Genomic DNA, 13,574 nt, shown 5'->3' on the forward strand with positions numbered 1-13,574 from the left:
CAATTTACATATCTGAATTATGGTATATTGCAATTAACAATTAACAATTAACGGAGGGATTTATTTGGAAGGAATTATACCTTTATGGAAAGAAAAAGGAATGACCAGTCATGATTGTGTTTTTAAAATGAGGAAAATTTTGAAGACTAAAAAAATTGGGCATTCTGGAACGTTAGATCCTGACGTTGAAGGTGTACTGCCTATTGCGATAGGAAAAGCAACTAAAGTTATAGAATATATGGTGGACTCTAAGAAAACATATGAAGGTGAGATTACGCTTGGGTACTCGACAACAACTGAGGATCGTTCAGGAGAAGTTGTTAGTAGCAAGCCGGTAGACAGTGATTTAAGTATAGAGGATATTGATAAAATAATGAGTTCTTTTATTGGTGAAATTATTCAAACTCCTCCAATGTATTCTGCTGTAAAAGTAAATGGTAAAAGACTATATGAATACGCAAGAGCAGGAGAAAAAATAGAGAGGCCTTCGCGAGCAGTTAATATCTATAATTATGAGCGTACATCTGACGTTAACTATAATAAGATAGCGAATACAGCTTCTTTTGCATTTAAAGTAAGTTGCAGCAAAGGGACATATGTACGTACATTAGCAGTTGACACTGGAGAATCTCTGGGATTTCCTGCTCATATGTCTAAACTGATAAGAACAGAAAGTGGCGGCTATCAATCATCCGATTCTTTTACCTTAGCGCAAGTCAAAGAGGCTATGGATAATCTGGAAATAGAAAAAATCATTAACCCCTTAGAAACAGTGTTAACGCCTTTTTCAGCGTACGAGTTGAATGAAGAAGAATGGAATAGAGTAAGAAATGGCGCTTTAATCCCTAAAGCTGAAATACCTGGAAATAAAAAAATGCCTGTTGTATTTTATATAAACCAAAAAGCTGTTGCAATTTACTCTGACCATCCAACAAAATTAGATTTATTAAAACCAATTAAAGTATTAAGAACGGAATTGTAGGTGACAATGTGGAAATTATTAAGATTCATCATCCATATGATCCAACAGAAATTATTCAGGAGGATATAGTATTAATTCTTGGATTTTTTGATGGTATTCATAAAGGACATCAGAAAGTGATTGAAACAGGTGTGAGAATTGCTAAGGAAAGAGGCATAAAATCAGCGTTAATGACTTTTAATAGACACCCAGCTTTTGTGTATAAAAAATTCGATCCTGAATATCATTCTTATTTAACAACAATGGAAAGAAAAGAGCTGCTGATTGCGGAACTAGGGGTAGACATTTTATATGAGGTAGAGTTTACCTCTAGTTTCGGATCACTGCCACCTCAAGAATTTGTGGATCAGTATATTGTTGGCTGGCATGCCAAAGCAGTTGTTGCGGGTTTTGATTACACATATGGCAAAGCAGATATCGCCAATATGGATAATCTCAACGAGTACGCTAAGAATAGATTTGATATTTTTAAGGTAGAGAAACAAGATGATTCCAATCAGAAAATCAGCTCTTCAAGAATTAGACAAGCCATACTTGATGGAAAGTTGGCGAAAGCTAATGAATTGCTTGGATATTTATACGAAACAAGCGGATTTGTGATACATGGAGATGCTAGAGGTAGAACACTAGGCTATCCAACTGCTAACATATTATCCGATCCAGATGTATTTATGCCTAAAATTGGTGTATATGCGGTCAAGATGCTTGTAAATAATACTTGGTATGATGGCATGGCTTCTATCGGTTATAATCCAACATTTGGATATAGAAAAAATCTTTCTGTGGAAGTACATCTGTTTGATTTCAAAAAAGAGATTTATGGAGAAAATGTTCGGATAAAGTGGGTTAAATATCTTAGAGATGAAATTAGATATGACTCTATAGAGGCTTTAATTAAACAATTACGACAAGATGAGATAGAATCTAGAGAAGTTATCGCAAAGGTCAAAACAAATCAGATTTTATAGTTGACAAGTTGTCGCTCTTTTGTTAAATTATAAATGTGTTAGCACTCGAACAACTCGAGTGCTAATTTAATGAGATTACTATAGTAAAATAGTATACTCGCCAATTTTGAAATTAAAGATGTCTCTAACCGTGCTTAGGGAGATGATGCACATGTTAACAGAGAGACAATTAATCATTCTGGAAACTATCATTAGGCTTTTTACTTCAACTAGCTTACCGGTAGGATCCAAGAAGTTAGTAGATGAAACGAATATCGAAGCTAGCTCTGCAACAATCAGAAACGAAATGAGTTCCCTTGAGAAAATGGGATTTATAGAAAAAACGCACTCTTCTTCTGGAAGAATTCCATCCTTAAAAGGGTATCGTTTTTATGTAGACCACCTCATTCAACCAAAACAAGTTGAAAAGGATCAGATCGTTATGATCAACAAAGCATTCGGTAATCATGTTCGTCAGATGGATGACCTATTTCATCAGTCTGCTCAGTTATTATCACAATTAACTAGCTACACGGCCTTCGTCTTAGGACCTCAAGGGAAAACAAATAAGCTAACCGGATTTAGGTTAGTTTTATTGAATCATCATCAGGTGATGGCAATCATCCAAACTGATACAGGTGCGATAGAAAATACTGTTTTTCGTATATCTAAACACGTGAATGAATCAGATATTGAAAAAGTAACAAATATTTTTAATCAACATTTAGTTGGACATTCTTTGTATGAAGTTTACTTTAAACTGCAAAATGATATACCGCTATTAGTTGAAAAGTATGCTTCATCAGCAAAAGATATGTTAATCACAATCGAAGAAGTCTTTGGACAACCTAAAGAAGATCGATTGCATATATCCGGTAAAACGAACTTGCTTGATTTTACTGATCATATGGATAGGAAAAAATTAAAGTCCTTATATGAATTACTAGATAATGAATTAGATTTGAATAGGATTTTAAGTAAAGTTACAGAAGACTTTGAAGTGAAAATTGGGACTGAATTAAATCATGAATTGTTTGATGATTTCAGTCTAGTCACAGCTACCTATAAAGTGGATGGTCATGGTGATGGAATCATAGCGGTATTAGGGCCAACAAGTATGCCATATGATCAAACTTTTGGAGTACTTGAAGTGTTTAGGAAACAATTAGCGGATACTTTACTCCAGTATTATTTAGAATAAAGATTTAAAAGTGAGGGACAATAATGAAGGATAAGAATGAAGAAATAAATAGTCGTTCGAATGAAGAAGAAACGGACCAACAAGTTGATTCTAATGAAGAAGATCCAATTCAAGCAGAACTTGAACAAGTTAAGCAGCAGTTAAGCGAATCAGAAGATCGTTATTTAAGATTACAAGCTGAACTGGCAAATATTCAAAAAAGAAATCAACGAGACAGAGAAATGGCAACTAGATATCGTTCTCAAGATCTTGCTAAAAATTTATTACCCGCTCTTGATAATATGGAGCGAGCACTTACAATTCAAGTAGAAGATGAAGCTGGTAAGAACTTGAAAAAAGGTGTCGAAATGGTCATTGAAAGTATTGACCAAGCTCTTAAGTCCGAAGGAATCGAAGTTATCGATGCTGAAGGTAAACCTTTTGATCCAAATTATCATGAAGCTTATACGCAAGTACCAGCGGATAGTGAAGAAGACAGTGGTACTGTCGCACAGGTATTCGAAAAAGGTTATAAACTGCATGATCGTGTATTACGTGCAGCAAAAGTTGCTGTCTATCAGTAAAATCTAAAATCAGATTCAAAAATTAAAACAAAAATTTATGAAGTAAAGGTGAGTATATCATGGGAAAAATTATTGGTATTGATTTAGGAACTACAAACTCTGCAGTAGCGGTTCTTGAAGGCGGAGAATCTAAGATTATTCCAAACAAAGAAGGTAACCGTACCACACCTTCAGTCGTTTCGTTCAAAGATGGAGAAATTCAAGTTGGAGAAGTGGCTAAAAGACAAGCGATCACTAATCCTAATACAGTCATTTCAATTAAACGACACATGGGTGAAGATTATAAAGTTGAAGCTGAAGGAAAAGAATACTCTCCTCAACAAGTATCAGCGTTCATTCTTCAACATCTAAAAGCTTATGCGGAAGATTATCTTGGTGAAGAAGTAACAAATGCAGTAATCACTGTACCAGCTTACTTCAACGATTCCCAACGTCAAGCTACAAAAGATGCTGGTAAAATTGCTGGATTAGAAGTAGATCGTATCGTTAATGAACCGACTGCAGCATCTCTGGCTTATGGGTTAGACAAGGTTGATACAGATGAAAAAATCCTTGTTTTTGACTTAGGTGGCGGAACTTTCGATGTTTCTATCCTTGAATTGGGAGATGGAGTATTCGAAGTAATGTCTACTGCTGGTGATAACAGACTAGGTGGCGATGACTTCGATGAAAAAATCATTGATTATCTTGTTGCTGAATTCAAAAAAGATAATGGAGTAGACCTTTCAAAAGATAAAATGGCGTTACAACGTCTGAAAGATGCTGCTGAAAAAGCTAAAAAAGATTTATCAGGTGTATCTTCAACTCAAATTAGTTTACCATTCATTAGTGCTGGAGAAGCAGGACCACTTCATTTAGAAGTAACATTAACACGTGCTAAATTTGATGAGATAACTGATGATTTAGTAGAAAGAACAAAACAACCTGTTCGTCAAGCACTTAAAGATGCTGGTCTTTCTCAATCAGATATTGACCAAGTTATTCTTGTTGGTGGATCTACTCGTATTCCTGCTGTTGTTGATGCAGTGAAAAAAGAAACAGGGAAAGAACCAAACCGTTCTGTAAACCCTGATGAAGTTGTAGCTATGGGAGCTGCTATCCAAGGTGGAGTTATTTCTGGTGATGTTAAGGATATCGTTTTATTAGATGTAACGCCTTTATCACTAGGTATTGAAACAATGGGTGGCGTATTTACAAAATTGATCGATCGTAACACTACGATTCCAACAAGTAAATCTCAAACATTCTCAACAGCTGCTGACAACCAACCTGCTGTAGATGTACATGTACTTCAAGGTGAGCGTCCAATGGCTAAAGATAACAAGACTTTAGGACGTTTCCAATTGACTGATATACCAGCTGCCCCACGTGGTGTGCCTCAAATCGAAGTTAAATTCGATATTGATAAAAATGGTATTGTTAATGTATCTGCTAAAGATTTAGGAACTGGTAAAGAACAAAACATTACTATTAAATCTTCTTCAGGTCTTTCTGATGATGAAATTGAACGTATGGTTAAAGAAGCAGAAGAAAATGCTGAAGCAGATAAAAAACGTAAAGAAGAAGTCGAAATCCGTAACGAAGCAGATCAACTAGTATTCCAAATCGATAAAACTTTAAAAGATTTAGAAGGAAAAGTTGACGAAGCAGATGTTAAAAAAGCAGAAGAAGCACGTGATGAATTAAAAACTGCCTTAGAAAACGATGATTTCGAAGCAATTAAATCTAAAAGAGATGCCTTGAACGAGATCGTTCAAGAAATGTCAGTGAAACTTTACGAACAAGCAGCTGCTGAGCAAGCAGAGGCTCAAGGTGGAGAAGCTGGTGGCGAAGGCACTTCAGACGATGGAGTTGTAGATGCTGAATTTGAAGAAGTTGACGATGAAGAAAAATAAATTTCTTCGAAGAAAATAACTTGCTACCTTAATTTTGTAGGGGTAAGTTGACTAAGTAAACGAATAGTTCAAATAAAAAGCCAAAGCTTAGTGCTTTTGGCTTTTTATTCTAAGTATAGTATAGTCATATATAGAATACATCTAGCAACTCTTTAGAGTATGGAGGAATAAAATGCCCGCAAAAGAAGATTACTATGATCTTTTAGGCGTATCAAAAGATGCCTCAAAAGATGAAATAAAAAAAGCCTATAGAAAATTATCGAAAAAGTATCATCCAGACATTAGTGAAGAAGCAAATGCTGATGAAATGTTCAAAAAAATCACTGAAGCTTATGAAGTGTTAAGCGATGAACAAAAACGAGCTGCTTATGATCAATATGGTCATGCTTCTACAGATCCTAATTTCGGAGCTGGTGGCGGATTTGGTGGAGCTGGCGGTTTCGGCGGCGGCGGATTTGAAGATATATTTGAACAATTCTTTGGTGGCGGCGGAAGAAGGTCTAGAAACCCTAACGCTCCGATGCAAGGAGAAGATCTTCAATATATTCTAGATCTTAAATTTGAAGAAGCTATTTTTGGGAAAGAAACTACGGTTCGTTATAGAAGAGAAGAAGAATGTAATAACTGTGGCGGTAGTGGTGCAAAACCTGGTACCAGCCCGCAAACCTGTTCTCAATGTGGTGGTGCAGGAGCGATTAACGTAGAAAGAAATACACCATTTGGTCGTGTAATGACGCAGCAAGCTTGTCCAACTTGTCATGGAACTGGCCAAGAAATCAAAGAGAAATGTGAAGTATGTCATGGAACTGGTCATACTAAAGAACAACATTCTGTAAAAGTTACTGTACCAGCAGGTGTTGAAGATGGAAACCAGATGCGTCTACAAAATCAGGGAGATGCTGGTAAAAACGGTGGGCCATATGGAGATCTTTATGTAGTCTTTAGAGTAGCAGATTCTGATCAATTCAAAAGAAAAGGTACGGAAATCTACTACGAATTACCAATCAATATGGTTCAAGCAACGTTAGGAGATGAACTTGAAGTTCCTACTGTCCATGGAAAAGTTAAATTTAAGATACCTTCAGGTACTCAGCCAGGTACGACTTTCCGCTTAAAAGGAAAAGGAGCGCCACGCTTACGGGGAACAGGTAACGGTGATCAACATATTACAGTAAATGTTGAGATCCCTAAAAAAATAAATCAAGAACAAGCTGAACAGCTAAGAAAATTTGCTAAAGTCAGTGAGTATGATGAAATTATTGAACAAGATGAAGGTTCGTTTTTTTCAAAGGTAAAAGACGCCTTCAAAGATAAGCATAAGTAACAAATAAGGAGATGGCTATTGGCCATCTCCTTATTATATGTCTGCTAATTTGATTGTACTCTGTTCTAATCGTTGGTATAATAGGTAAGAACGCCTGTGAAGACGAAGGAATGAGGATTTAATATAATGGATAAAAATGAAGCTCGAAAGAGACAAAAACAAATAAGAAATTTTTCGATCATTGCTCATATTGATCATGGTAAATCAACACTAGCAGATCGAATATTACAATTGACACATACAGTTGCCGATAGAGAGATGCAAGATCAATTACTGGATTCAATGGATTTAGAACGGGAACGTGGTATTACGATTAAACTAAATACAGTCGAATTAAAGTACACTGCCAAAAATGGAGAAACCTATATTCTTCATCTGATCGATACCCCTGGTCATGTGGATTTTACGTATGAAGTATCAAGAAGTTTGGCTGCTTGCGAAGGAGCAATTCTGGTAGTTGATGCAGCACAAGGAGTAGAAGCTCAAACCTTAGCCAATGTTTATCTTGCTTTAGATAATGAATTGGAAATTTTGCCAGTAATCAATAAGATTGATCTTCCGGCTGCAGATCCTGAAAGAGTTCGTAAAGAAATTGAAGATATAATCGGATTAGATGCTAGCGAAGCTGTTTTATCTAGTGCTAAGTCTGGTATCGGTATTGAAGATATTCTAGAACAAATTGTACAAAAAGTTCCAGCGCCAGAAGGGGATATTGATAATCCGCTTCAAGCACTGATCTTTGACTCTGCATATGATCCTTATCGGGGAGTAGTTTTGAATATTAGAGTCATGGATGGTGTGTTGAGTAAAGGAGACACCATTCAAATTTTAAGTAACGGTAAGAAATTTGAAGTGACTGATTTAGGAATCTTTTCTCCGAAACCTCTTTCCAGAGATTATCTAATGGTGGGAGACGTTGGATTTGTAACTGCAAATATTAAAACAGTTAAAGATACTCGAGTCGGAGATACGATTACCCTAGCAAATAATCCAACTACGAAAGCTTTACCTGGATATCGTCACATGAACCCGATGGTTTTCTGTGGGATGTATCCGACAGACTCAGCTAGATATGAGGATCTTAGAGAGGCACTAGAAAGACTGCAATTAAATGATGCTGCACTCCAGTATGAAGCTGAAACCTCTCAAGCATTAGGGTTTGGATTCCGTTGTGGTTTCTTAGGTATGCTGCATATGGACGTTATTCAAGAACGTTTAGAGCGTGAATTTAACTTAGACTTGATTACTACTGCTCCATCGGTTATCTATCACATTAACAAAACAGATGGTGAAAAAATTGAAGTGTCAAATCCTGCAGATATGCCCACTCCGCAAGAAATCGAGTCAGTAGAAGAACCTTATGTAAAAGCTACGATTACTGTACCAAATGATTATGTTGGAGCAGTAATGGAAATTGCACAACGTAAACGAGGAGAATTCATTACCATGGAATATCTAGATGATATTCGAGTAAATGTTGCTTACTTCATTCCTCTATCGGAAATTGTATATGATTTCTTTGACCGTTTGAAGTCTAGTACAAAAGGGTACGCTTCGTTAGATTATGCTGAAGCAGGATACCGTACAAGTGAACTAGTTAAAATGGATATTCTTATTCATGGAGAAACAGTTGATGCACTGAGTTTTATTGTCCATAAAGACTTTTCATATGGACGAGGCAAATCAGTTGTAGAACAGCTGAAACAGACAATACCGCGTCAACAATTTGAGATCCCTATCCAAGCAGCAATTGGACAGAATATTGTGGCTCGCTCAACAGTAAAAGCATACCGTAAAGATGTTACGGCTAAACTATATGGTGGGGACGTGACTCGTCGTCAGAAACTTTTGAAGAAACAAAAAGCCGGTAAAAAACGTATGAAGAACGTAGGAAATGTAGAAATTCCTCAAGAAGCGTTCATGGCAGTATTGAACCTTGATGATGAATAAATGTTGATTTAATAAGCTTGATAAGATAATTTCATTCAAAATATATAAAAAATCCTACCTTTTCCTTATGTAAGTTGGAAGTGGTAGGATTTTTTAATTATTAAGCATATTCTCAAAAATATTTAACAGTCTCTTTTTTGTATTTTAGACTTTTTATACGAACGTAGGTTCCGTGGTTGGTAGAAAGAAAAACTTTGAAAGACTAGTCTTCCCATCCACAAAGATCATAGCCTTGAGATATTGCAACGTCTAGTGAAATATTATCTACTGAATTTGCATTACTAAGCCCTCTACAATTTGGATCAAAGTGATATTTTTTTCCACTTTGAGTTGCAACGTATACTGTTTTTGTAATATTGTCATTAGACGATTTTTTCTCTGTTTCATTTTTACTTTCTTCACTATAATTTTCTGTAGGAGAGTTATTATTCTTAGAAGCTGCTTGAGTTCGTTCTTCTTCAGCTTTTCTCTCTGATTCTTCTTTTGCTAAAAGTTCCTTTTTAGCTTTTTCTGCTTCTGATTTGGTAATAGTTTCATCTATCTTAGCTAATCTACTATCGAATTTGTTGTTGCCGATAGGGAGAGCGTCAGATAATGATATAGCATGTTCGTAATCTGCTCTAGATTTAGATTCTTCAGCTTTTTTAATTGCCTCAGCAGTATCATTAACAGCAATTTCATATTCTTTTATAGGATCTTGTAACTTTTTAAGTTTATTACTTAAATCTTTGTTAGGTTCCGGAATATCTTCAATTGCTTTTTCAGCAGCCTTGTAGTCATTTTTGGAAAGAGTTTCTGTAACTTTTTCAATTGCTGCAATTGCTAGTTCAGTTTTTTCTTCAACTTCAAGTCTTTTCTCTTCAGCAATACGATCAGTTTCAATTTTTTCTTCTTCAAGCTTCTGTTCTTCAGCAACTCGTTCAGCTTCGGCATTTTCGGCCGAGATTTGAGTTCCACCAATACCCATGAGCAATATACCAAAAATGAATAGTAGCACAGCGGGACGCTTATGATTTTTTTTCAATATAGAATATATAAAATATAAGATTGCTGAAAAGAAGATAATTAATCCAGAAAGCACCAATAGTACAGAAGCACTACCTGTTGAAACTGCTATCCCTAATATAAACATTCCTATTAGGGATATGATAATTTTTGTAACAGTAGACCAATTCGTTTCTTTAAACATGTAATATAAACCAATAGGAAAGAAACTAATTAACCAAAATATGGCTTTAATATTTTTCATTTATACATCTCCTTATTTAATTTAGTGCTTAATTATACTATCGATTATAATAATTCTTTTTTTCATAGGAAAGATAATACTATTCTTTGAAACTTTCTTTGTCATTGAATAAACTTCGTGTTCCTCTATATAAATTGTCCAGATAGCTATAGCATATGAGTTAGATTCATACTTAACCTTGTTACGATGCTTGCTATTTTGCGTATAATAACTACCGAATTCAATATGAGCCAATGCATGATGCAATTAGTGACTTCATACAAAAAGCCGTTCATTTGTGGTTTGTTTTGTCCAGATAGCAATAGGATGATTTATTCATAATCTTTAAATGTTTTCCGAAAGAATTATTTGGAAAATTGATATAACGAACTACTATCTCTAATTGCTTGGTGATAAAAAATAGATCAACTATAATCTAAGTATTATAAAATGTTTTAATTGATTGTATAATTCTTTCAGTTTGCTCGGTCATTAACACCACCTTCTTTACATTTTTGAGCTTTCTCTCAAAAAAGCCCCGCAGCAATATTTTTATTGTTTTCTTCAGTCAAATTTTTTCGACCATATGCCATATTATCATTTTTATAAAGGAACTTGATCAAGTTCAACTACATCATCAGTAGAAAGATGTTTTGAAACCTGTCTGCTTAAAAGATAATCAAAATAAGTTAGTTAAATACTATGGATTTTAGGCTTCGTACATAGCGTATGTAGTTCTGTCGAAACCTAATCTATCTGCAACATCATTTTGAGTTAGAGAACTTTCTTTTCTTTTAATTCACGACATAACATAGGGGTTACTCCTATCATATTTTCTCTTTATCAGAATACTACACAAATTGTTACAATTAAAGAGGATTAAAAATTTCTGCAAAAAATAACATTAAATTTTGACTTTTTATGTAGTAAGTTGCAGAAGGTTGATTTGTTTATTAAATATTGTCATAAACATGTATTAGAGTAAGTTTTACAGAGAACTAGACAAGTGTGACTGCTAAACTGTATTGTGCAGTTATTGCTAGAAAAGAATGTGCACTTTTACCCTAATACTTCGTTCCTTTTGATAAACTAGAACAGTTAGTTTATTGACTGGAAGGAGAAGAAAAGGTGGATTTTAAAAAAGTGAATAGAATTGCAAAGGTGCACCATTATAAAAAGAAAGGATTCTCAAACGCAAAGATAAGTCGAATGCTCGGCATTCATAGAAATACCGTTAGAAGTGATTTACATAAGAAGCCCAAAGAAGCAATATCTTGGGTTCAATCACTGACCACTCGGGAAAGAAAGCTTGACCCTTATAAAGAAACGATAGTTAATTGGCTTAGTGATGAGCCAGAATTGTCCGCAGCTCAAATTGAAGACTGGCTGAATGAACAATTCAACTACAAAGAAGCGGCTTCAAGTACCATTCGCTCTTATGTCAAAGAGTTAAGGGAAACCTACGGTATCTCAAAATCCTTTACTTATCGTCATTACGAAGCGGTACCTGAACTACCCGCTGGTAAACAAATTCAAGTAGATTTTGGTGAAATCATAGTACAACGTACATTAACCGATAAACGAGTAAAGTTGTATTGTATTGGGTTTGTTCTCTCCCATTCTCGATTCAAATACATTGAATGGCAGGAGAAGCCTTTCACCACCAGAGATGTCATCCGAACTCACGAGAACGCCTTCGATTATTTTGGTGGACGAACAGAAGAAATCGTATATGATCAAGATAAGCTAATGATTGTCAGTGAAAATCATGGAGATATCTTATTTACTAAGCAATTTCAGTCGTATGTATTGGAGAGACAATTTATCGTTCATGTCTGTCGTGCCGCTGATCCAGAATCAAAAGGAAAAGTCGAAGCTGTTATTAAATTTGTTAAATATAACTTTGCGAGAGGACGCCGATTTCGGACAATTAGGTCATGGCAAGAACAATGCGAAGCCTGGTTAGAACGAACGGGCAATTACAAAGTTCATGAGAAAACAAAAAAGAGACCGATAGACGTGTTCACTCTGGAAAAGCCACACCTCATCTCGATCTCTAAGAAACGCATTCTTTCGAATAATGAAAGTATAACAAAGACCATATTGAAAGACAATACGCTTCAATTTCAATCAAATTACTACTCGGTTCCTATAGGAACCTACCAATCAAGAAAAACAACGAAGGTCCGTATAACAACAAGCGACACCCATCTTTACGCGTACGATATGAAGAGCGATCGACTGATTGCCCAACATCCCTTAACAAAAGGAAAAGGCAAGCTAATCAAGGATTCTAATCATGGTCGCGAAAAAGATAAGAGACAAAAACTTGAGCTGCATATCTGTGAAGTACTCCGCAACTTTGAAGAAAAAGAGAAAGCAGCAGTCTTTATTGATCAACTAAAAGTTAAATATCCTAGACACATTAGGGATCAATTACGAGTCATAGAGTCCATCGTAGATAAAAACAGTGATGTGTTGGACCAAGCATTAACCGAATGTCTAGCATTGAAATTGTTCAGTGCCGTCGATTTAAGAGACGTGGCAATAGAGATAGCTCGTCGACATGTCCAGACAGATACTCACTCTGAAAAGAGTGACGAGTTATCCGAAAACTATCAAACAATTACCGCTAGAGAACGTTCTTTTGAGTCATACTTAGAGGTACTAGGAGGCGAACGACAATAGGAACAACAGAGGTACTTCAAGCACAATTCAAGCAATTCCGTATGACCGAAACAGCCCAGGCACTACCTTCGTTCCTTCGGGAAGCGGAACAACAGTCCTGGACGTATCAAGAGCTGCTTGTGGCATTATGTAATCATGAAGAACAGCGTCGAGAAGAAAAGACACGATTAAAGTATTTAAAATGGGCACAATTTCCTTTTGAAAAGTCCTTAGAGGACTTTGATCCTAAAGAATCAGTTTCACTCAGTAAACGACAGATTGATCAGCTTAAAGAATACGATTGGTTAGATCAAATGTTTAATCTCGTTCTCTTAGGTCCACCTGGTGTGGGGAAAACGCATATAGCGATTGGATTAGGATTGGAAGCTATTGAACGAGGCAAACAAGTCACTTTTATCTCGATGGGTGAGTTGATTTCACTGCTCAAAACCGAAGGTTATGTGCGAAAGTCGGCAATTCGCCTCAAACGTATGAGAGAAGCTGATTTAGTCATTATTGATGATATGATGTTTATGGCAATGGAAACAAACGAAGCTAATCTTTTTTTCCAACTCATTAGTGATTTATATGAAAAGAGTTCGATCATCTTAACATCTAATAAAGGCCCAGACAGTTGGGGAAAGATGCTTGGAGATCAAGGGATTGCGACAGCGATCCTTGATCGACTTCTTCATCGTTGTGAAGTGATTCATATGGATGGCGAAAGTCATCGAATGAAACATCGTGAAACAATTTTTGAATAAAAAGTGCACAAAGTCATCTGGCAAAAAGTGCACATTTGTGGTTGACAGTTACA

General features: G+C 35.8%; 11 protein-coding genes. 9 read left to right on the forward strand and 2 right to left on the reverse strand.

Annotated elements, in window-relative coordinates; genetic code table 11:
- Positions 1-64: 64 nt before the first annotated feature.
- The 7 genes from truB (at position 65) to lepA (ending at position 8,862) form a co-directional block, all read left to right on the forward strand.
- Positions 65-982: a tRNA pseudouridine(55) synthase TruB gene (gene truB / locus BLT22_RS05595; RefSeq protein WP_091761473.1), complete on the forward strand. Its 918-nt coding sequence runs from the start codon at positions 65-67 to the stop codon at positions 980-982.
- Positions 983-990: 8 nt separating this feature from the next.
- Entirely contained in the window at positions 991-1,950 is a 960-nt protein-coding gene (gene ribF, locus BLT22_RS05600) for a riboflavin biosynthesis protein RibF (RefSeq protein WP_091761475.1), read from the forward strand.
- Positions 1,951-2,101: 151 nt separating this feature from the next.
- The gene (gene hrcA, locus BLT22_RS05605) at positions 2,102-3,130 is read left to right on the forward strand and encodes a heat-inducible transcriptional repressor HrcA (RefSeq protein WP_091761476.1); all 1,029 of its coding nucleotides are present in this window, start codon (positions 2,102-2,104) and stop codon (positions 3,128-3,130) included.
- 23 nt (positions 3,131-3,153) lie between these two features.
- Positions 3,154-3,693, forward strand: coding sequence for a nucleotide exchange factor GrpE (grpE, locus tag BLT22_RS05610; RefSeq protein ID WP_091761479.1), 540 nt, complete (start codon positions 3,154-3,156; stop codon positions 3,691-3,693).
- Between the two features lie 59 nt (positions 3,694-3,752).
- Positions 3,753-5,588, forward strand: a complete 1,836-nt coding sequence (gene dnaK / locus BLT22_RS05615; protein WP_091761481.1) for a molecular chaperone DnaK — start codon at positions 3,753-3,755, stop codon at positions 5,586-5,588.
- A gap of 172 nt (positions 5,589-5,760) precedes the next feature.
- The gene (gene dnaJ, locus BLT22_RS05620) at positions 5,761-6,912 is read left to right on the forward strand and encodes a molecular chaperone DnaJ (RefSeq protein ID WP_087059076.1); all 1,152 of its coding nucleotides are present in this window, start codon (positions 5,761-5,763) and stop codon (positions 6,910-6,912) included.
- A gap of 126 nt (positions 6,913-7,038) precedes the next feature.
- Complete coding sequence (lepA, locus tag BLT22_RS05625; protein WP_091761483.1) at positions 7,039-8,862, forward strand: translation elongation factor 4; 1,824 nt, start codon at positions 7,039-7,041, stop codon at positions 8,860-8,862.
- Between the two features lie 202 nt (positions 8,863-9,064).
- Here lepA and BLT22_RS05630 read toward each other — a convergent pair whose 3' ends face one another.
- Together BLT22_RS05630 and BLT22_RS12560 are read right to left on the reverse strand one after the other, a co-directional pair.
- Entirely contained in the window at positions 9,065-10,111 is a 1,047-nt protein-coding gene (locus BLT22_RS05630; protein ID WP_091761485.1) for an O-antigen ligase family protein, read from the reverse strand.
- 688 nt (positions 10,112-10,799) lie between these two features.
- Positions 10,800-10,889 carry a helix-turn-helix domain-containing protein gene (locus BLT22_RS12560; protein ID WP_143020631.1) on the reverse strand — a complete coding sequence of 30 codons (90 nt, stop codon included), beginning with the start codon at positions 10,887-10,889 and terminating at the stop codon, positions 10,800-10,802.
- Positions 10,890-11,218: 329 nt separating this feature from the next.
- Between BLT22_RS12560 and istA the strand changes: the two genes are divergently transcribed.
- Together istA and istB are read left to right on the forward strand one after the other, a co-directional pair.
- The gene (gene istA, locus BLT22_RS05640; protein ID WP_091761491.1) at positions 11,219-12,778 is read left to right on the forward strand and encodes an IS21 family transposase; all 1,560 of its coding nucleotides are present in this window, start codon (positions 11,219-11,221) and stop codon (positions 12,776-12,778) included.
- Positions 12,775-13,521, forward strand: a complete 747-nt coding sequence (istB, locus tag BLT22_RS05645) for an IS21-like element helper ATPase IstB (protein ID WP_256333880.1) — start codon at positions 12,775-12,777, stop codon at positions 13,519-13,521. The genes istA and istB overlap by 4 nt, the downstream gene beginning before the upstream one ends.
- The last annotated feature ends 53 nt before the right edge of the window (positions 13,522-13,574 follow it).

The sequence above is a fragment of the Marinilactibacillus psychrotolerans genome (assembly GCF_900101525.1).
Lineage (GTDB): Bacteria > Bacillota > Bacilli > Lactobacillales > Carnobacteriaceae_A > Marinilactibacillus > Marinilactibacillus psychrotolerans.